A 19,282-nucleotide genomic window follows, 5' to 3' on the forward strand; every position below is an offset into this window, starting at 1 on the left:
ATCCGAACCCTACCAGAAGATCGACGGTGGCCACCCTCTCAGGGAAACCTTCCTACACCACCCCGCGGGACACGACCTTTGTCGCTGCCCGCAAACCGCGCCGAACTGCCGCGTTCTCACGCCATAGCCGGATCGCGGCTCTCAAACTTTTGCATTTCGGAATGTGTGGCTGGGGCGGCAGGATTCGAACCTGCGCATGGCGGTACCAAAAACCGCTGCCTTACCGCTTGGCTACGCCCCAGCAGCGCGCCGGCATCACCAGCGCGGACCGCCATATAGCGGGTGCTGCGCGAAAGGAAAGCCTAGTCATCACAGTTTCGCGACGCCAATATGGCGCCAACCTTTTTTATCCGGAACATCGCTTTCATGGCTCCGCCTTCCTCCGCTTCCCAAATCAGCCCAGCCTCGCCGCTCTTCCTGCGCGAGGATGAGATACGGCGCGGCATCGAAATGCTGTATTTCGGCTATGGCGCACTGACGCGATCCATTGACGAAGGGCTGGCGGCGCAAGGATTGGGGCGGGCGCATCATCGCGCACTCTATTTCATCTCGCGCCAGCCCGACCTGACGGTCAAGGATTTGCTGCGTTTGCTTGCCATCACCAAGCAGTCGCTTGGCCGGGTGCTGAACGACCTGATCGATCGCGGCTATATCGAAACCCGCGTCGGCGCGAGCGACAGGCGGCAAAAGCTGCTACGCCTAAGCCCTCAGGGCGCGGCGCTCGAAGCCGAGCTGTTTCGCGCATTGCGCGAAAAAATGGCGGCGGCCTATGCGCAGGCCGGCCAGGGGTCCGTCACCGGATTCTGGCGGGTGTTGGAAGGCCTGATACCCGAAGACGATCGATCGATGGTCTTTGGCCTGCGTGGCAGATGATGACGGTCACGCAACTTTATCGGCGCTGCTGCGCTTGTGGCTGTCTACGCAATGGAAGAGAGGAACCATCATGCGCACTGCAATTATCGCCGGTATGACCCTGATCGCCGCTGCGGGCCTGTCGGCCTGCTCGGAAAAGACGCAGGACAATCTGGAGCGGACGGGCGATTCCATGGGGAACGACATCAGCCGCGCCGCCGATGATGCGGGCGATGCCATCGACAACGGGCTGGACGACGCCGGTCAGGCGATCGATCATGGTGCGGACCACGTCGGCGCCGCCGCTGACGAGGCGGCTGCCGACGCCAAGCGCGAGACCGGCGAAGCCAAGGACGATGTCGGCGACGCGCTGCAGGATGCCGGTCGCGATCTGAAGAACGACTGACGCTTTCCAAGTCAGGCCCAAACACGGGTAGTCAATGCCGCGAGGGCAGATAAGGCGGTCCGGCTCCTTAGGAAGATGCCGGGCCGCTTTTCCATTGGCCCTGCATCCCTGGTCGGAAGTCTCGGACCGCAGCGCGCTGGCGCTTTCCGGGTCAGCCCGCCAGAAACATCCTGCACAGTGCCAGGAACCGCGCCGGCTGGTCGGCCATTACCATATGACCACTGGGCCCGATGGGCTTGAGCACCGCCCCCTTGGCGCCGGCATAGGCCTCGCGGAAGCGGCGGGTGATGGCAGCGGCCTGCTGCGCATCGGACCCGACAGCGAAGACGACATGAAGCGGCACTGTCAGGCGCGACAATTGTGGGCCGAGATCGAGATTGGCGAGATCGCGCAAGGCGTTGGCGATCACGTCGGGGTCGCTGGTCTTTGCACCGGGCGTCTGTGCGACAATCTGGGCCAGATAGCGCCGGCCGGCCGCCGTGCCGGTGAGGTAGCTGCTGAGTTGGTCGGCAAGAAAGCCCAGCCCGCTTGCGGTCCCGCCGACCATCGCCGCGCCGGCCGGCAGCATGTCCACCACCATCACACGGCCCACCCGGCCGCTCAGTCCCAGTTTCAATGCCAATGTGCCGCCCATGGAATGGCCGATGACCGGGGGGCGGTTGAGGCCCGCAGCGGTGATGTAGCGCGCAATCTCATCCGCCAGCGGCTGGATGAGCGGGCCGCTTTGATTGGCCTGCGCGGGAAGTCCGGCGAAGCCGCGCACATGAATGAGGTGGAAACGATAGCCCGGCAGCGCGCTCAACAAGCCGTTCCATATGCCGGGGCCGCTAGCGAGACCCGGGATCAGCACCACGTCCCGTCCTTCGCCTCGCACCGTCACGGCGATCCGGCGCGACGCATAGGGCGCGGCGCGCACCGTCCCGCCCCAAAGCCCCAGTGCCGCCGCGGCGCTGCCCGACAGCAGAGCCCGCCTGTTCATGATCATGGTCATGGTCATGACGCGGCTATTGCCCGGTCGCCGCTGAACCGCAACTGAGCATTGGCGGTCCGGAATCAAGAGGTTGCCGCCGCGCTGCTCCCTCTATCGCATTTGTGGACTCATTCGTCGCATCCATCTTGAAGGCTGAGCCCCAGCCAAGGCCTATGGGCGCATAAGTTCGGGGAAAATCATGTCGTTCAAAGAAAAGCGGGGGGCAGCGGCGCGCCTTGTCCTGTTGATCGCGGCCTTGTCCGCCTGCGTCAGCGCGCCCGAGCGCCCGCGCGCCATGGCCGCCGCCGCCAGCCCGCAAAAGCCGCAGCCCACCACCAATAGCTGGCCGATCCGGCAAGTCGCCAATCCGCCCCTGCCCTATCGCGATATCGACCAGAATGAGGCGCCGCCCACTGCGCTGGTCAGCGTCATCCGCAGCCTTGGCCAAAGCTTCAAGGGCAAGGTCGGCATCGCCGTGCGGCGCATAGGGGCCGACTGGACCGTCGCCTGGAACGGCAATTCCCTGTTCCCGCAGCAGAGCGTGTCGAAACTGTGGGTCAGCATGACCTTCCTCGACGCGGTCGACCGGGGCAAGCTGCGCCTGACCGACACGACCACGCTGACCCGCAACGATTTGACACTGTTCCACCAGCCCAGCGCAGCGCTGGTCGCCAAGCAGGGCGGCTGGACCACCAGCTATTCCGATCTGATGCGCCGGGCGATGACGCAGAGCGACAATACCTGCAACGATGCGCTGCTGCGCGCGGCGGGCGGGCCGGACGCGGTGCGTGGGTTCCTGGCGCGGCGGATGATCAAGGATATTCGCTTTGGTCCGGGCGAGCGGCTGCTGCAATCGGCGACGGCCGGCCTCGATTGGCGACAGGATTATTCGCTGGGTCGCAATTTCTACGCGGCGCGCGCCAGGCTACCCATGTCGGTGCGGGTGAAGGCGCTCGACAATTATCTTGCCAGTCCGCCCGATGGCGCCGCGCCCAGTGCGATCGTCGCGGCGCTGGCGAAACTCAAGCAAGGCGACATGCTGTCACCTGCATCGACCAGGCTGCTGCTTAATGTCATGAGCGAGGCGAAGACGGGTCCGCAACGGGTGAAGGGTGGCGTGCCCGCCGGATGGCATTATCTGCACAAGACTGGCACGGGCCAAGATCTGGCGCCGCGATCGACCGGCTATAATGACGTCGGCATCATGACCGCGCCCGACGGGACCAGCTATGCCGTTGCGGTGATGATCGGATCGACCACCGTGCCGATCCCCGAACGCTGGGCGCTGATGCAGGCGGTGTCGAAGGCGGTCGCGGCCAATCACGAGACGCGGTAGCGGGCTGGAGGGTCGCGCGGATACAGGCTATCCCGCTGTCCATGACCCAGAATCACCTCTACCTCGTCGACGGCTCGGGCTATATTTTCCGCGCCTATCACCAGCTTCCGCCGCTGACCAACCGGCATGGCCAGCCGGTGGGCGCGGTCTATGGCTATACGACGATGTTGTGGAAGCTGGCCGAGGAACTGGGCAAGGCGGAGGGGCCGACGCATCTGGCCGTGATCCTGGACAAGGGATCGCACACCTTCCGCAACGACATGTACGACCAGTATAAGGCGAACCGCCCGCCCGCGCCGGAAGACCTGGTTCCCCAATTCCCGATGATCCGCGACGCCACCCGCGCCTTTTCCCTGCCCTGTATCGAGGAAGACGGGTATGAGGCCGACGACATCATCGCCAGCTATACCAGGGCGGCCGTGGCGGCCGGTTGGCATGTCACGATCGTCAGTTCCGACAAGGACCTGATGCAGCTGATCCAGCCCGGCGTCGACATGTACGACACGATGAAGAATGAGCGGCGCGGGGCCGATTATGTCATGGGCAAGTTCGGCGTGCAGCCAGAACAATTGGGCGACGTGCTGGCGCTGATGGGCGATAGCGTGGATAATGTGCCGGGCATTCCCGGCATCGGCCCCAAGACGGCGGCGAAGCTCATCACCGAATATGGCGGGCTGGAGGCGGCGCTGGACGCCGCGCCTTCCATGAAGAAGTCCAAGATGCAGGAAAACCTGATCGCCCATGCCGATATGGCGCGACTGTCGCGCAGGCTGGTGGCGCTGCATGATGCGATGGACCTGCCAGAGCCACTGGAGGAATTGACGCTCAAGGGCATTCCGCCCGAACCGCTCCAGACGTTTTTGGAGCATCATGGCTTCAAGACCTTGCTCAATCGGCTGGGCGCGCCGGCGGCGGCGGTTGCAGTGGCGGCAGCGGCGGCCGCAGCGACGGACGAGGCCGCGCCGCCGCCTCCCGCCTTTGCCGACGAACCCGCGATCGACCGAAGCCTTTATGAAACGGTGGTGACGCAGGACGCGCTCGACCGGTGGATCGCGGCGGCGCAGGCGGAAGGCGTGGTGGCGGTCGACACAGAAACCGACATGCTCGATTGCGTATCCTGCGGTCTTGTCGGCATCAGCCTGGCAGTCGCACCAAACGCGGCCTGTTACATCCCGGTCGGCCATGGCGGCACGGACATGTTCGCCGAGCGACCCGCGCAACTCGACAAGGCATTGGTCCTCGCAAAGCTCAAGCCACTGCTGGAAGATAACGCCGTGCTTAAGGTGGGCCAGAACCTCAAATATGACATGACGGTCCTGCGCCGCCACGAGATCGAGGTCGCGCCCTATGACGACACCATCGTCATGAGTTTCGACCTGGAAGCGGGCAAGTCGCTGTCGGGCCATGGCATGGACGAAGCCGCGCGCCAGCATCTGGGCCATGAATGTATCAGCTTCAAGGAGGTCGTGGGCACGGGCAAGAACCAGATCAGCTTTGCCGAAGTGCCCCTGCCCCGTGCGACTGAATATGCGGCGGAGGACGCCGACGTGACCCTGCGCCTGTGGAAGCGGTTCAAGGCGCGCATCGCGAATGAGGGCGCGAACCGCGTCTATGAACTGGTCGACCGGCCGCTGGTCGGGGTGATCGCGAAGATGGAGCATCAGGGGATCAAGGTCGACCGCGAAGCCCTGTCCCGTCTTTCGGCCGAATTCACTGCCGGCATCGCCGCGCTGGAAACCGAAATTCACGAGATCGCCGGCCAGCCCTTCGCCATCGGCTCCACCCAGCAACTGGGCGCGATCCTGTTCGACAAAATGGGGTATAAGGGGGGCAAGAAAGGCAAGTCGGGCGCTTATTCGACCGACGTCACCATATTGGAGCAGTTAAAGGCGCAGGGCGCGCCGATCGCCGCCAAGGTGCTGGAATGGCGGCAGCTCTCCAAGCTGAAATCCACCTATACCGATGCCTTGCAGGCGCAGATCAACAAGGATAGCGGCCGCGTCCATACCAGCTATTCGCTGACCGGGGCGCAGACTGGACGGCTGTCATCCACCGATCCCAATTTGCAGAATATTCCGATCCGCACCGAAGTCGGCCGGCAGATCCGCCATGCCTTCGTCGCAGAGCCGGGCCATGTCATCCTGGCGGCCGACTATAGCCAGATCGAATTGCGGCTGGCGGCCCACATGGCCGATGTGCCTGCGCTCAAGGAGGCGTTCGCGGCCGGCGAGGATATTCACGCCGCCACCGCCGAGCAACTGTTCGGGGAGGTCAATCGTGAGACGCGCGGGCGAGCGAAGACGATCAACTTCGCCATCCTCTACGGCATTTCGCGCTGGGGCCTTGCCGGCCGGCTGGAAATCAGCGCGGATGAGGCGCAGGACATGATCAGCCGCTATTATGAGCGTTTCCCCGGCATCAGCATCTACATCAACGAGACGATCGAAAAGGCGCGGGAGCGGGGCTATACCGAGACGCTGTTCGGGCGCAAAACCTGGTTTCCGCGCATCAAGGCGTCGATCCAGCATGAGCGCCAGGGCGCCGAACGCGCGGCGATCAACGCGCCGATCCAGGGCACCAGCGCCGACATCATCAAGCGGGCGATGGTGCGTATGGGACCGGCGCTGGAGGCGGCAGGGCTATCTGGCGTCCGGATGCTGCTTCAGGTGCATGACGAACTGGTTTTCGAAGTGCCGGAGGGCGATGTGGATGCGGCCAGCGCGGTGATCCGCCGCGTGATGGAAACGGCGGCCGAACCGATCGTGACGCTGAGCGTGCCGCTGGGTGTGGAAATCGGCACCGGACCAAGCTGGGGCGCGGCGCACTGAAGGACGGCAGGTGAGATGCCCGCCTTCGCTGGGATGGATGGCGGGGGTTTTACGACGCGTCACCCCGACGGGCTGAGATCTCCCTTGCGTCCGGTCAATCGAACAATTCTTCCAGAAAGCTTTTCTTTCGCTTCTTCTGGAAGCTTGGACCATGATCATAATGCGCGCGGTCGGGGCGGTAGCTGGGTTGAGCGGCAGGCGGAGGCGGCGTCATGCCGACTGCCGACCGCTCGATGATCTTGTCCAGTTCGCCCCGGTCAAGCCACACGCCCCGGCATTGCGGGCAATAGTCGATCTCGACGCCCTGCCGATCCGTCATGGCGAGGCCGACATGACAGACCGGGCAAAGCATGGCGGACAGCTGCGCTGCGTCCCGCGTCATTCGCGCTCACCGGTCAGGCTGAGCAGCATCTGGAACAGGTTGACGAAGTTCAGGTAGAGCGACAGCGCGCCCATCACCTGCATCTTCTGCGCGACTTCATGACCGGCATAATAGAAATATTCGGACTTGATGCGCTGCACGTCCCAGGCGGTGAGGCCGGTGAAGACCACCACGCCGATGATCGAGATGACCATCGCCATCGCCGAGGAACCGATGAAAAGGTTGATAAGGCTGGCGACGATGATGCCGATCAGGCCCATGATCAGGAAGCTGCCCATTTTGGTCAGGTCGCGCTGGGTCGTATAGCCCCACAGCGCCATGGCGAGGAACATGACCGCGGCCGAGAAAAAGGCCTGCGCGATGCTGCCGCCGGTGAAGACCAGGAACACGCTGCCCAATGACACGCCCATCACCGCCGCGAAGGCGTAGAAGGCGGTACGCGCGCCAGCGGTCGTCATCTTTTCGATGCGGAAGCTGAAAAAGAACACGAACGCCAAGGGCGCAAAGATCGCCACCCATTTGAGCGGCGTGCCGTAAATGGCGGCGGCAAGCGCCGGCGTGTTGCCGACCAGCGCCGCGACCAGGCCGGTGATGACCAGGCCAAGGCCCATATTGCGGAAAACGCCGAGCATATGCGCGCGCAGGCCGGCATCGGTGTCGACCGACCGGCTGGCGCCATAGCCCGGCATGCGAACGGGATTATTCATGTGTCAAACTCACTCCATCCAATCCATCTGGTTCGAGTGAGCCCGGCGCGGTCTTCTGTGGCACGTGAGGGGGCAAACGCCACAAAACCTGCACCGGGCACACCCGATGCGGTCCGACATCGCGACGGGATGCAAGGGGTGAACATCCACGTCGCCAGAGGGGCCCGGCCCGCATCATCAATATCGGGCAGGACGTGCGCCGCTGCAAGATGTCGTGCGTCTCGCAACATTATATTACAAATGCGCAGCCTACGCCTGAGGATTGACCCCGATCGCGTCTCGCGACATGGCTGGCCGCATGTCCCAAGACCAGCCTATCGCCGCGCCCTTGCGCCTGTTCAACAGCCTGACGCGGGCGGTCGCGCCGTTCGCTCCGATCGAGGACGGGCACGCGCGCGTCTATAGCTGCGGCCCCACCGTCTATAATTATGCCCATATCGGAAATTTACGCGCCTATGTCTTCACCGACACTTTGCGCCGCACGCTCCTGTGGAAGGGGCTGTCAGTCACGCACATCATCAACATCACCGATGTCGGCCATCTGACCAGCGACGCTGACGCTGGCGACGACAAGATGGAGGCGGCCGCGCGGGCGAGCGCCAAGAGCATATGGGATATCGCCGCCCATTATACGCAGGCATTCAAGCAGAATATCGCGGACCTCAATATCATCGCGCCCAGCGAATGGACGGTCGCGACCGACTATGTTCCGCAGATGATCGAATTTGCGCAGAAGATCGCCGACGCGCATTGCTACGAACTGGAGAGCGGCCTCTATTTCGAAAGCTCGACCGTGCCAAATTATGGCGCGCTGGCCGGCGGTCGCGACGATGCGGCGCATGCGCGGATTGACCCTGTGGCGGGCAAGCGCAACCCAAGCGACTTTGCGATCTGGCGCAAATCACCGCCGGGCGAGCAGCGGCAGATGGAATGGGACAGCCCGTGGGGCAAGGGCGCGCCCGGCTGGCATCTGGAATGTTCGGTCATGTCCCAGGCGCGCCTTGGCCAGCCATTCGATATTCACACCGGCGGCATTGACCATCGCGAAATCCATCACCCCAATGAAATCGCGCAGAACCAGGCCTTTCATGCCTGCTGCGGCCCGGAAATCGGCGCAGCGGAGGCCGGCTTCACCGGCGCGCGTTGGTGGATGCACAATAATTTCCTTGTCGATCGACAGGGGAAGATGAGCAAGTCGAAGGGCGGTTTCACCACGCTGTTCAGCCTGATCGACGCGGGCGTGCATCCCCTCGCCTATCGCCTGTTGTGCCTGGGCGCGCATTATCGCAGCGAACTGGAATTCAGCGCCGACAATCTGGCGGCCGCGCTCACGCGGTTGAAGCGGTTGGTGATGGGCGTGGAGGGATTGAAGGCGCGCGCACAAGGCGTGACTTGGCAGTCGCCCCGGCTCGATTATCTGCGCGCCAACCTGCACCCCAAGCTCACGCCGCTGCTCGAACAATTTGACGCAGCAATCAGCGATGATCTCATGACGCCGCGCGCGCTGCCGCTGTTGGAAGACGCGATCGGCATGAAGAAGGTCCCGGCGGATGAAAAACTGTGCCTGATCGCGGCGTTCGACCAGGCACTGGGCCTCAATCTATTGAGCCTGACGCGTGCCGACTTGAGGATGCGTCCCAAGGACGCGCAGCTGACGGCTGATCAGGTCGAGACAGAATTGGAACGCCGCGCAGCCGCGCGCGCGAACAAGGATTTCGCCCTGTCCGACACGATCAGGGACGAATTGATCGCCAAGGGTGTCGAGGTGATGGACGGCGATCCGCTGCGCTGGGACTGGCGGCCTGCGCTCGGCTCTTGACGGCGGGGATGGCGACACCGCAAAGGACGGGCGGGGCAGATCACTGAGCGGGGGCGATGGTGAAGCGATTAACGCGGCTTGGGATATTGCCGGTTTTGCTGCTTGCAGCATCGCCGTCACTGGCGAAAATGCCGGCATTTTCGCCGACCGATCCCCGCCATGCCGGGCTCTACCGGTTGGAGGCGGCCGCATCGGCCCTCTATGACAGCGACGATTATGCGCTGTCCATGTCGCAGCAGACCCGCGACGCGTGGATGCGGCTGCATGACGCAGCGCTCAAGATCCGGACCAATGGACACCCGCATCCATTGGCGGGCGTCGCGCTCGCCACGCTGGCGTCCATGGACCAGCTGGACGGCAGAAATACCGACGCGTTGCGTCGATCGGACGAGGCGCTGATCCTGCTCGCGCCATTTGCGGATGCCTATCCCATCGCCTGGATGCAGGGGCGGTCCGTCAAGGGCTATGCGCAAATGGCGCTGGGCGATGTATCGGGCGGCGCTGAAACCCTGGCGCAGGCGAGCCGCACGATGGACGGCTATGTCGCCAGCCTGCCCCCTGACGGGATCGATCGGGACGTCCATATGCTGCGGTCCAACATCGCCTTCATCCATGCGCAGGCATTGATGCGGCTGGGCCGGAACGCCGAAGCGGTGGTGGCGCAGAAAGCGTGCATGGACGCGCGGATCGCGGCGGTGGGGCCGAATAGCGCGGATGCGATCGGCGCTTACTATACCTATGCCCAGATGCTCCAGCGCGCCGACCGGGTCGAAGAGGCCGAACATTATGCGCGGCTGGCGGTGGATGTCGCAACCGACCATGTCGACCGCAAGCATCCCAATTACGCCCGGGCGCTGGAGGCGCTCGGCCTGCTGCTGTCGCGCACCGGACGGCGCGCCGAGAGCCTGAACTATCTGCAGCGCGCTATCGCCATCAAGCGTGAGACGGTGGGAACCGACAGCCTGTATTTCCATTTCGCCCTGCAAAATCTGGGTTCCGTGCTGTTGGCGATGGAGCGCTATGCCGACGCCGAGCCGCTATTCATGGAGGCAGAGCGCGGCTTCCGAGCCTTGGAGGGCGAGAATAGCCCACAGTCGGCGCGCGCGCTGGCCTGGGCCGGCGCGGCAAGTCTGGCCGAAGGTCACCGCGACGACGCGATTGATCGCCTGAGCAAAGCCATCAGCCGGGTGCAGGCCGGGTCCGACAAGGACAGGGATATCGGCCAGCGCGCCTATCCCTACCTGATCGCCGCACTGATCGAGGCGAAGCGGATGGATGAGGCGCACAGCGCCGCCGCCGCCTATGCCAGGGAAAGCGCGCAACTCGACAATGCCCCCGCGCTGCCGCTGGCGCTGGCGGCGATGGTGCTGGCGCGCACCAATCCGGGAGGCGGAGACATCAGTGAAAGCGCGCACCGGCTCGTTGCGGTGGTGCGCGCCGATGCAGCGGTCAACAATGACGGCGAACTCAATGAGGAACAGCGGCTGGCGCTCGACATCGCGTTGGGAACGGCAGCAGAGATCCAGGATGGCGAGCTGGCGCTCAATGCCATGGCGATCATGGCAGCGTCGCGCATCGCTCATGCCAATCGGCTGGTCGCGCAAAGACTGGTCGAGGATCCAGCGTTGGCCGGCCGGGTGCGAACATTGCAGGATTTCGGCAGAGTGCTTGAGCGGGCGGATCGCGATGTGTTGAAAGCGCTGGCGGTCGATAGCGGTATTGCCGAGGCCCGCGATCGCCACGCGGCCGCCGCCGCGGACGTGGCGGCAGAGCAGAGCGCGATCGCCCGCGATTTTCCCCGCTGGGCGGAGGCGCGCGGTGTTGAGCATCCCGACCTGCCCGCGCTGCGCCGCGATCTGGGCAGGAATGAGGCCTATCTGGCGGTCATGCCGGCCTTCAGCGGCGTCTACATGCTGGCGATCAGCGACACCGCCCTTCGGATCGAGCGGGCTGGCATGAGCAGGGCCGATCTAATCGCGCTGGTTGGCCGGCTGCGCGACACGCTGTCGCCGGAGGAATTTGACGGACAGGCGGCCTATCAACTGCATGAGCAGATACTGACGCCAGGGATCAAAAGCATCCTTGCCAAAACGCGGTCCTTGCGGATCGTGCCGACCGGAGCCTTCGCCTCCGTGCCATTCGCGATGCTGCCGCAAAAGCCGGTAACGACGGCGCGGCGCGACACGCCTTGGCTGATCCGGCGCTTCGCGCTGACCGTGCAGCCAGGCTTCCTCACGGCCCCTGCGCCGACGCGACAAACAGCGATGAGGTATCAACGTTTCCTGGGCATTGGCGCCCCCGCTTTCGCCGACGCAGCGTCGATGCCGGCGACCAGGGCCGGCGGACCTTTTCGCAGCGGAAACGCTGCGACGCTGTCGGCGCTGCCGGCCCTGCCCGGATCATCGGCGGAATTGCAGGCGGTGGCCGCCCGGTTCGGCCCGGCACGCGCGACCCTGCTGACAGGCGCGGATGCGAGCGAGAGTGCGCTGCGACGGATCGACCTAACATCCTATGGCGTCATGCTGTTCGCGACGCACGGACTGGTCAGCGGCGAGATGGAGGGGCTGACTGAGCCGGCGCTGTTGCTTTCCCCCGGTGAAGGCGACGACGGGCTGCTGACAGCGTCGGAAGTGGCGACGATGCGGATCGGCGCGGACTGGGTGATCCTGTCCGCCTGCAACACGGCAGCGGGTGAGACGGCGCAGGCGCCCGCCTATTCTGGCCTGGCCCAAGCGTTCCGCTATGCCGGTGCGGGCGCGCTGCTGGTATCGCACTGGCCGGTGCGGGACGATGCCAGCGCCTTCGTCACGCTGGAGACGGTGAAGGGCGCGGATCGCGGGCTGCCGCGCGCGGTGGCGTTGCAGAAGGCGATGCTCAAGCTGATGCAATCCGGGCGACCGGATGCGGCCCAGCCCTATATCTGGGCGCCGTTCATCCTGATCGGGCGCTGAGCGGTCAAAGCGCCTCCAACGCTGCGCTCGCTTCCATCCAGACCTCCTCGGCCGCTTCCAGCTTCTTTTCGACCGCAGCGCGCTTTACCATCAGTTCGCTGGTGGTCATCTTCGCTTCCGCGCCGGTCGCCGCCTTGGGATCGAACAGCGCCTGGTCGATGCGGCTGCGTTCGGCGGCAAGCGCCGCCATTTCCCTTTCCGCCTTGCTGACCGCGTTCTTCGCCGCCTTCTGCTTTTCGCGCCACTGGGCGGCTTCGCGCTTTTCCGCCTTGCGGTCGACCTTGGGCGCGTCGCCACCACCTGCCCCATCCGCGCCATTGCCGTCGGATTTGCGCAGGATGATGTCGGTATAATCGTCGAGGCTGCCATCGAATGGCTGGGCCGTGCCATTGTCCACCAGCACCAGCCGGTCGGCGACCAGTTCGATCATGTGCCGGTCGTGGGACACGATCACCACCGCGCCTGAATAGTCGTTGAGCGCCTGCACCAGCGCTTCGCGGCTGTCGACGTCGAGGTGGTTGGTCGGTTCGTCGAGGATGAGGAGGTGCGGCGCGTCGCGGGTGATGAGCGCCAGCGCCAGCCGCGCCCGCTCGCCGCCCGACATGCTCCCGACCTTCTGCGTCGCGCGCTCGCCCGAAAAGCCGAAGCGGCCGAGCTGGGCGCGCACCGCGCCGGGCGTCGCCCCCTTCATCACGCGGGTCATATGTTCGAGCGGGGTGTCGGTGATGTCGAGTTCCTCCACCTGATATTGGGTGAAGTAGCCGACATTCATCTTGGCCGAACTTTGCATCGTCCCTTCCATCGGGGCGAGCTGCGCGGCGATGAGACGGGCGAGCGTGGTCTTGCCATTGCCGTTGCGGCCGAGCAGCGCCAGCCGGTCGTCGGGGTCGATGCGCAGATTCACCCGGCGCAGAACCGGCGTGTCGGTATAGCCGACCGAGGCCATGTCCATGGTGATGAGCGGCGGGCGCAGTTCGGGCGGGCTGGGAAAGCCGAAATGCAGCGTCGGATCCTCGATCGCGGCGGCGATGGGCTGCATTCTGGCCAGCGCCTTGGCACGGGACTGCGCCTGCTTGGCGGTCGAGGCGCGGGCCGAGTTGCGCGCGACATAGTCCTGGAGTTTCTCGCGCTCGGCCTGCTGCTTGGCGCGCGCCGCTTCCTGTTGGGCGAGCCGTTCGGCGCGCTGCCGCTCGAACGCGTCATAGCCGCCGGGGTAGAGCGTGACCTTCCCCCCTTCCAGATGGAGGATATAATCGACGACATTGTTCAAAAGGTCGCGTTCATGGCTGATGACGACCACGGTGCCGCGATAGCTTTTGAGGAAATTTTCGAGCCAGAGCGTGGCTTCGAGGTCGAGGTGATTGGACGGTTCGTCGAGCAGCAGCAGATCGGGATTGGAAAAGAGGAGCGCGGCCAGCGCCACGCGCATTTTCCAGCCGCCCGAATAGCTGTCGAGCGGGCGGCCCTGCATTTCCTCGTCGAAACCCAGGCCCACGAGGATGCGGGCGGCGCGGGCCGGCGCTGTATAGGCGTCGATCGCGGTCAGCCGCTCATAGATATGGCCGAGGCGATCGGGATCCTCGGTCGTTTCGCTTTCGGCCATCAGCGCGGCCCGCTCGGTATCGGCGGCAAGCACGGTGTCGAAGGGGGTGGCGGTGCCCGAAGGCGCTTCCTGCGCGATATAGCCGAGCCGCGTGTCGCGCGGCATGTCGCATGAGCCTTCGTCCGGGTCGATCTGGCCGATCATCACCTTCATCAGCGTGGATTTGCCCGCGCCGTTGCGGCCGATAAGGCCCACGCGGCTGCGCGGCGGCAGCGCGGCGGCGGCGCGATCGAGAATGGTGCGGCCGCCCAGGCGCACGGTGATGGCATTGAGGTTCAGCATGGCGCGCGGCCTAGAGCATTTTACGCGACGCGAAAATGCCGCGCTGCGATTTTGTTGGCGCGCAACGATAAGTCCGCACCGGTTGCCGGAGGCGACGCGCCGGCGAGCGTTTTGCAAGGCCGAGCGGCTTTGCGAAGTTCACACCGTCGCAGCCCGCACGCAAAGCCGCCAAACGGACCGGTGGCGTCGATTTCGCAATAGGAAAATTTCTGCAAAATCCGCGCGCCGATGCGAAGGGCGGCGCGAGGTGGTGGAGGCGCGGACGATGGAAGGAGCCGGGGGGATGATGGCATGGCATGGGGGGTGTAGGACAGGGGGTGGGGAGTGGGCGGGGAGTGTTGTGGGTGCGACCCAAATGCAGTCATGTGCGGTTGATCCCGGAAGCCCGATAGCGGCAATTTATGCGGCTCAGCGATTTTTGGCGCTGCTGCAACAGATCACGAATCCGGATTCCCTTCGCGGTTTAAATGTGAGATTCTCCTGCACAGACCAGCACCTTTTCACGGATATCCTGGCGGTGCGCAACGAGAGAGGTCGAAACAAAGCACTGGAATGGCCGAGAATAGCGCGATTGAATGGACGGATGCGACGTGGAACCCGGTAACGGGCTGCACGAAGATCACGGCGGGTTGTGACAATTGCTATGCAGAGCGCTTCTCAGAGCGTTTCCGCGGCGTACGCGGCCATCCTTTCGAAAATGGGTTTGATCTGAAGCTCAGGCCGGAGCGCCTCGACCAGCCACTTCGCTGGCGGCGCGGCCGCATGATCTTCGTCAACTCGATGAGCGACCTGTTCCACAAGGAAATTCCTACGTCGTTCATCAACCGGGTGTTCAACACGATGGAGGCAGCCGACTGGCACACTTACCAAGTGCTGACCAAGCGAAGTCCCAGAATGCGCGATTATCTCGCAGCCAGATATGCAGACCGTGCTCCGCCGTCGCATATCTGGACGGGCGTGTCGGTAGAGGATTGCCGGGGGGCCGCGCGGGTTGAACATCTTCGTGCCGCACCATCGGCCGTCCGCTTTTTGTCGGTCGAGCCGTTGATCGGGCCGGTCGGCGATATCGACTTGAGCGGCATCCATTGGGTGATTGCGGGGGGCGAGAGTGGTCCCAATGCGCGTATTATGCACATAGATTGGGCGCGCGAGATTCGCGACGCATGCCGCCGGCAAGGCGTGCCCTTCTTTTTCAAACAATGGGGCGGTTTTCGGCCCAAATCTGGTGGTCGCGAACTCGACGGTCGCGAATGGAGCGAGTGGCCGCAGATGCAGCGGGTGATCGGCTGAATGCTGAATCCGGGATGGTACGAGGGACGCGAACAGGCGCTCGTGAAGCATACCTTCCTCGACACCTACATGCCGGCGCAGATCCCAAAGATCGTGCGTTGGGCAGGCGAATTTACATATGTAGATCTGTTTTCCGGACCGTGGCAGTCGAAGAGCGGCGATTACTCGGATACCTCTTTTGGCATAGCGCTGCGCCGCATGACCGAAGCCAAGGCCACGCAAGCCAAGCTCGGCCGCAAGGTTCGAATGGTCGCACACCTCGTCGAGAAGGATACACACAATTTCGCTGCATTAACCGAGGCGGTGAAGCGCTTTCCCGAGGTCGAGACCTTCTGCTATTCCGGTGTAGCCGAGCAACATGCCGCCACCATCGCCAGTCTGATCCCAAAGGAGGCTTTTCGCTTTGTAGTTATCGACCCCAAAGGCGTACCAGATGTCCGCACGTTCAAATGTCTAATTCAGCCTGACAAAACCGAAGTCTTGCTAAACTTCATGTTTCAGTTCGCTAATCGCTTCGCCAGTTCACAGGACCGTATGCCGCCGCTTGAAGGATGGCTTGGTGGTCTATCCGATGAGGAGGGGGGATGGCGAAGGGATTTTCTAATGCTAAAGGGTGCCGAGCGCGAGGCGGCGATCACCGATCGGGCGCGCCAAGCGCTACGCAAAATGGGCAACTATGCCTACGCGCCAGCCCTTACAGTCGATGAGACGGCAGCCGAACGCCCACTCTACAAGCTGATCTTCCTTTCACGACACCCGATTGGTTTGCTGGTGTTTCGCGACGCACATGTGAAAGCGTTGGAGACGCAGGCGACCTACAAATCAGTGCGACGCCAAGAGGCGCGACGTCAGCAGAGTGGCATGGACGATCTCTTTGCCGACCCCACCGCTATAAACCCCGGAGAGCGCAGCGCACTAGAAATCAGCGACGGGCTAAATGCCGGACGAGAGAAGGTCTTGGAATTGCTCGCTCAAAAGCCCGAAGGCTTGCAATGGAAAACCGTCTGGCCCGCTGTTCTCGATGCCTGCGTAGTCACATACAATCAGATTGGGGATTGTGTCCGCGAGCTGCGCGAAGCGGCTCAAATTGAAGTGCCAGACTGGACCAGCTCGGCGATCAAGCGACCGAAAGACGATTATTGGATACTGCCTGGGCGTTGAGCTACTGCCTTCTGTCCTTCCCGCCTGAAGGCCGACGGTTGAGCAAGTCCCCTACCAAGTCATAGATGAACGTCCCATCGTGAGGTTGGCAAAGCCTCCGTCGAACTCGCATCAGGAGCGCCCCCCTCACCCCTGCCCGAACAGCTTCGTGCCGGCGACGCCTATGACGATCATCGCCATGAAACCGGCCTGGACCAGGTTCACCTTGTCGCCGAAGAGGATCATGCCGCCGATGATGACGCCGACGGCGCCGAGGCCGGTCCAGATGGCGTAGGCGGTGCCGGCCGGGTGGCGCGCATGGCCAGCGCGAGGAGGGCCATGTTGAGGAAGCTCAGGGCGATGGGGACGATCGACGCCTGCCAACTGGCGATGGTCGCGGCCCATTTGAGGCTCAAGGCCCAGCAGATTTCGGTGAAGACGGCAATGCCCAGGATCAGCCACGCCATGCGTGTCCCTCTTTCTCTCTCGCGGGCTCGGGAAAGCGACGACAGGCCGGCGGAAACCCGGAAGAGGCGGCTGTCGAAGGGGGTGGTGGACGCACTAGGGCTCGAACCTAGGACCCGCTGATTAAGAGTCAGCTGCTCTACCAACTGAGCTATGCGTCCACACTGGCCTGTCTGTTTTCCGCCCTTCGCGAAAGGAAAGGCGACCGCACCGGCCGGTGCAGTGGTGGACAGGGCTGGATTCGAACCAGCGTACGGGAAACCCGGGCAGATTTACAGTCTGCTGCCTTTAACCACTCGGCCACCTGTCCAGTGCCCTGCACGTCGAAGAAAGGCTTCCCCGCCGCGCTGGAGGCGGCCTAATGGCGAATGGAGGCTTGCCTGTCAATGGCCTGATGTGAAAAGAGCGGAGCCATGAAAAAGACGCATCGTTCCGCCAAGCCCAAGGGCGCCTTCCCCCGCTTCTATGGCCGCCACGCCGTGACCGCGGCGCTCGCCAACCCCAACCGCACCGTGCGCAAGATATGGGGCACGCGCGAGGCGCTGGGCGCGCTCGACCTGCCGCCGGTGCTGCCCATCGTCTATTCCGACGTCGCCGACATGGGACGGATGGTCCCGTCCGACGCGCCGCATCAAGGCATCGTGGCGGAAGTCGAGCCGCTGGACGATGTCTGGCTGGGCGATGTGCTGGAAGAGGGGCAGGACGATAAAAGGCCGATCCTGGTGCTCGATCAGGTGACGGACCCGCATAATGTGGGCGCGATCCTGCGGTCGGCGGCCGCGTTCGACGCGCTGTGCATCGTGACGCAGGACCGGCACGCGCCGCCCGAATCCGGGGTGCTGGCGCGCGCGGCTTCGGGCGCGCTGGAGATCGTGCCGTGGGTGCGGGTGGTGAACCTGGCCCGGGCGCTGGATGAGATCGCCGAAGCGGGCTATTGGCGCATCGGCCTGGACGGCGAGGCGGACACGACGATCGGCGAGGCGATCGGCCAGTCGCGCGTGGCGCTGGTGCTGGGGGCCGAAGGCGAAGGGCTGCGCCACAACAGCATCGCCCATTGCGACATCATCGCCAAGTTGCCGATCAGCCCGCGCATGGAGAGCCTCAACGTGTCCAATGCAGCGGCGATCGCGCTCTATGCGGCGACCAACCGCCAGGACCGGTAAGGCAAGAGGGGGACAAGGGCATGCGGGGGCTGGTTCGGATCGCAGGCGCACTGTCGGGACTGCTGACGCTGTCGGCATGCCTGGTGACGCCGGGTCGGTTCGAATCCAGCCTCGACATCCGCGCCGACCGCCGCTTCGCCTTTGCCTATAAGGGCGAGATACTGGCGTCGGACATGAGCCCGGCGGGATGGACCGGCGGCGATCGGGACGCGGATACGCCGGACGACGAGGCGGCCGAGCCGACGCTGTTGCCCGTAGCGGCGCAGGCGCAGGAGGATTTCAGCGCGGATGGCGCGGACGATGACGATGCGCAGATGCAGGCGATCGCCGCTGCCCTGCTGCGTGAAAAAGGGTTCCGGTCCGCCCGCTATCTGGGCGACCATAAATTCGAGATCGACTATGCGGTGAGCGGGCGGCTGGACCACGCCTTCCTGTTCCCGTTCAATATCGACGCGCAGATCATATTGCCGTTCGTCGCGGTGGAATTGCGCGGCGACGAGCGGGTGCGCGTGAAAGCGCCGGGCTTTGCGACCGGATTCGACAAGAGCCAGGGACCAGGCGGTCTGGGCGGCGCGGGGGACAAGGCGGCCAAGGCGCTGAACGGGCGCTTCACGCTGACCACCGACGCGCAGATCATCAGCCAGAATCAGGAAGAGGGCGCGCAGGACGCGCAGGAGGGCAAGCGCATCGTCTGGACGGTGACGCCGCTGACCAGCGATGCGCCGATGGCGACGCTGCGCCTGGCCCCCTGAGAAGCGATCAGTCCTCCGGCGCGATGGTGACGCGCAGGCCGTCCAGTGCGTCGCTGAGGACGACCTGGCAGGACAGGCGGCTGGCGTCGGTGCGATGGTCGGAACTGTCGAGCAGGTCATTTTCGTCCTCGCTCATCGCTGGCAATGCGTCGGCAAAAGCGGGATCGACATAGACATGGCAAGTTGCGCAGGAACAGCAACCCCCGCACAGCGCCAGCAATTCGTCAAAGCCATTGTCGCGGATGACTTCCATCACCGACAGGCCCTTGTCGCCATCGACAGCCTGTTCCTCACCCGCACGGTTGACCACGATCAGTTTCGGCATCTATCCAGTCC

General features: G+C 64.1%; 15 protein-coding genes, 3 tRNA genes and 1 pseudogene. 10 read left to right on the forward strand and 9 right to left on the reverse strand.

The annotated features are described in order from the left end of the window. Positions 1–166 precede the first annotated feature (166 nt). Positions 167–241, reverse strand: a tRNA-Gln gene (locus LL253_RS12435). A gap of 125 nt (positions 242–366) precedes the next feature. On the opposite strand from LL253_RS12435, the gene LL253_RS12440 reads away from it, so the two are divergent. Beyond that, on the forward strand, positions 367–873 hold the full coding sequence (locus LL253_RS12440) for a MarR family winged helix-turn-helix transcriptional regulator (protein ID WP_037543518.1): 507 nt from the start codon (positions 367–369) through the stop codon (positions 871–873). A 70-nt stretch (positions 874–943) separates the two neighbouring features. Continuing rightward, a complete protein-coding gene (locus LL253_RS12445; RefSeq protein WP_037543073.1) occupies positions 944–1,258 on the forward strand; it encodes a hypothetical protein in 315 nt (104 codons plus the stop codon). A 151-nt stretch (positions 1,259–1,409) separates the two neighbouring features. On the opposite strand, the gene LL253_RS12450 is transcribed toward LL253_RS12445, so the two are convergent. Beyond that, positions 1,410–2,249, reverse strand: coding sequence for an alpha/beta fold hydrolase (locus LL253_RS12450; RefSeq protein ID WP_228227469.1), 840 nt, complete (start codon positions 2,247–2,249; stop codon positions 1,410–1,412). 178 nt (positions 2,250–2,427) lie between these two features. Between LL253_RS12450 and LL253_RS12455 the strand changes: the two genes are divergently transcribed. Then, positions 2,428–3,564, forward strand: coding sequence for a serine hydrolase (locus LL253_RS12455; RefSeq protein WP_037543075.1), 1,137 nt, complete (start codon positions 2,428–2,430; stop codon positions 3,562–3,564). Between the two features lie 41 nt (positions 3,565–3,605). Continuing rightward, the gene (gene polA / locus LL253_RS12460; protein ID WP_228227397.1) at positions 3,606–6,392 is read left to right on the forward strand and encodes a DNA polymerase I; all 2,787 of its coding nucleotides are present in this window, start codon (positions 3,606–3,608) and stop codon (positions 6,390–6,392) included. 94 nt (positions 6,393–6,486) lie between these two features. On the opposite strand, the gene LL253_RS12465 is transcribed toward polA, so the two are convergent. Then, entirely contained in the window at positions 6,487–6,774 is a 288-nt protein-coding gene (locus LL253_RS12465) for a TFIIB-type zinc ribbon-containing protein (protein WP_228227398.1), read from the reverse strand. After that, on the reverse strand, positions 6,771–7,481 hold the full coding sequence (locus LL253_RS12470) for a Bax inhibitor-1/YccA family protein (protein ID WP_009822687.1): 711 nt from the start codon (positions 7,479–7,481) through the stop codon (positions 6,771–6,773). Before LL253_RS12470 ends, LL253_RS12465 begins: the two co-directional genes overlap by 4 nt. Before the next feature lie 298 nt (positions 7,482–7,779). On the opposite strand from LL253_RS12470, the gene cysS reads away from it, so the two are divergent. Further along, complete coding sequence (gene cysS / locus LL253_RS12475) at positions 7,780–9,300, forward strand: cysteine--tRNA ligase (protein ID WP_228227399.1); 1,521 nt, start codon at positions 7,780–7,782, stop codon at positions 9,298–9,300. 128 nt (positions 9,301–9,428) lie between these two features. Continuing rightward, positions 9,429–12,251 carry a CHAT domain-containing protein gene (locus LL253_RS12480; RefSeq protein WP_228227400.1) on the forward strand — a complete coding sequence of 941 codons (2,823 nt, stop codon included), beginning with the start codon at positions 9,429–9,431 and terminating at the stop codon, positions 12,249–12,251. Positions 12,252–12,255: 4 nt separating this feature from the next. On the opposite strand, the gene LL253_RS12485 is transcribed toward LL253_RS12480, so the two are convergent. After that, a complete protein-coding gene (locus tag LL253_RS12485) occupies positions 12,256–14,136 on the reverse strand; it encodes an ABC-F family ATP-binding cassette domain-containing protein (RefSeq protein ID WP_009822690.1) in 1,881 nt (626 codons plus the stop codon). Positions 14,137–14,688: 552 nt separating this feature from the next. On the opposite strand from LL253_RS12485, the gene LL253_RS12490 reads away from it, so the two are divergent. Both LL253_RS12490 and tcmP read left to right on the forward strand, forming a co-directional pair. Continuing rightward, positions 14,689–15,426: a DUF5131 family protein gene (locus tag LL253_RS12490; RefSeq protein ID WP_228227401.1), complete on the forward strand. Its 738-nt coding sequence runs from the start codon at positions 14,689–14,691 to the stop codon at positions 15,424–15,426. Continuing rightward, positions 15,427–16,587 (forward strand): three-Cys-motif partner protein TcmP, encoded by a 1,161-nt coding sequence (tcmP, locus tag LL253_RS12495; protein WP_228227402.1) that lies wholly within the window; start codon positions 15,427–15,429, stop codon positions 16,585–16,587. Between the two features lie 126 nt (positions 16,588–16,713). On the opposite strand, the pseudogene LL253_RS12500 reads toward tcmP, so the two are convergent. The 3 genes and pseudogenes from LL253_RS12500 to LL253_RS12510 form a co-directional block, all read right to left on the reverse strand. Then, positions 16,714–17,033: pseudogene (locus tag LL253_RS12500) on the reverse strand (DMT family transporter). Positions 17,034–17,116: 83 nt separating this feature from the next. After that, positions 17,117–17,192: transfer RNA gene (locus tag LL253_RS12505), tRNA-Lys, on the reverse strand. 62 nt (positions 17,193–17,254) lie between these two features. Continuing rightward, positions 17,255–17,341, reverse strand: a tRNA-Tyr gene (locus tag LL253_RS12510). A 103-nt stretch (positions 17,342–17,444) separates the two neighbouring features. Here LL253_RS12510 and rlmB point away from each other — a divergent pair. Continuing rightward, a complete protein-coding gene (gene rlmB, locus LL253_RS12515; protein ID WP_228227403.1) occupies positions 17,445–18,194 on the forward strand; it encodes a 23S rRNA (guanosine(2251)-2'-O)-methyltransferase RlmB in 750 nt (249 codons plus the stop codon). Positions 18,195–18,214: 20 nt separating this feature from the next. After that, positions 18,215–18,946, forward strand: a complete 732-nt coding sequence (locus LL253_RS12520; RefSeq protein WP_228227404.1) for a hypothetical protein — start codon at positions 18,215–18,217, stop codon at positions 18,944–18,946. A gap of 7 nt (positions 18,947–18,953) precedes the next feature. Here the strand turns inward: LL253_RS12520 and LL253_RS12525 are convergent, their stop codons facing one another. Further along, on the reverse strand, positions 18,954–19,271 hold the full coding sequence (locus tag LL253_RS12525; protein ID WP_228227405.1) for a 2Fe-2S iron-sulfur cluster-binding protein: 318 nt from the start codon (positions 19,269–19,271) through the stop codon (positions 18,954–18,956). Between the last annotated feature and the right edge of the window lie 11 nt (positions 19,272–19,282).

The sequence above is a fragment of the Sphingobium soli genome, from assembly GCF_020782245.1.
GTDB classification, from domain to species: domain Bacteria; phylum Pseudomonadota; class Alphaproteobacteria; order Sphingomonadales; family Sphingomonadaceae; genus Sphingobium; species Sphingobium soli.

Coding starts and splice junctions, on each gene's coding strand:
- LL253_RS12465 (WP_228227398.1), bottom strand. CDS start 6,774: ATGACGCGGGACGCAGCGCAGCTGTCCGCCATGCTTTGCCCGGTCTGT.
- LL253_RS12445 (WP_037543073.1), top strand. CDS start 944: ATGCGCACTGCAATTATCGCCGGTATGACCCTGATCGCCGCTGCGGGC.
- LL253_RS12480 (WP_228227400.1), top strand. CDS start 9,429: ATGCCGGCATTTTCGCCGACCGATCCCCGCCATGCCGGGCTCTACCGG.
- LL253_RS12440 (WP_037543518.1), top strand. CDS start 367: ATGGCTCCGCCTTCCTCCGCTTCCCAAATCAGCCCAGCCTCGCCGCTC.
- LL253_RS12455 (WP_037543075.1), top strand. CDS start 2,428: ATGTCGTTCAAAGAAAAGCGGGGGGCAGCGGCGCGCCTTGTCCTGTTG.
- LL253_RS12470 (WP_009822687.1), bottom strand. CDS start 7,481: ATGAATAATCCCGTTCGCATGCCGGGCTATGGCGCCAGCCGGTCGGTC.
- LL253_RS12520 (WP_228227404.1), top strand. CDS start 18,215: ATGCGGGGGCTGGTTCGGATCGCAGGCGCACTGTCGGGACTGCTGACG.
- cysS (WP_228227399.1), top strand. CDS start 7,780: ATGTCCCAAGACCAGCCTATCGCCGCGCCCTTGCGCCTGTTCAACAGC.
- LL253_RS12525 (WP_228227405.1), bottom strand. CDS start 19,271: ATGCCGAAACTGATCGTGGTCAACCGTGCGGGTGAGGAACAGGCTGTC.
- LL253_RS12450 (WP_228227469.1), bottom strand. CDS start 2,249: ATGACCATGATCATGAACAGGCGGGCTCTGCTGTCGGGCAGCGCCGCG.
- rlmB (WP_228227403.1), top strand. CDS start 17,445: ATGAAAAAGACGCATCGTTCCGCCAAGCCCAAGGGCGCCTTCCCCCGC.
- LL253_RS12485 (WP_009822690.1), bottom strand. CDS start 14,136: ATGCTGAACCTCAATGCCATCACCGTGCGCCTGGGCGGCCGCACCATT.
- LL253_RS12490 (WP_228227401.1), top strand. CDS start 14,689: ATGGCCGAGAATAGCGCGATTGAATGGACGGATGCGACGTGGAACCCG.
- polA (WP_228227397.1), top strand. CDS start 3,606: ATGACCCAGAATCACCTCTACCTCGTCGACGGCTCGGGCTATATTTTC.
- tcmP (WP_228227402.1), top strand. CDS start 15,427: ATGCTGAATCCGGGATGGTACGAGGGACGCGAACAGGCGCTCGTGAAG.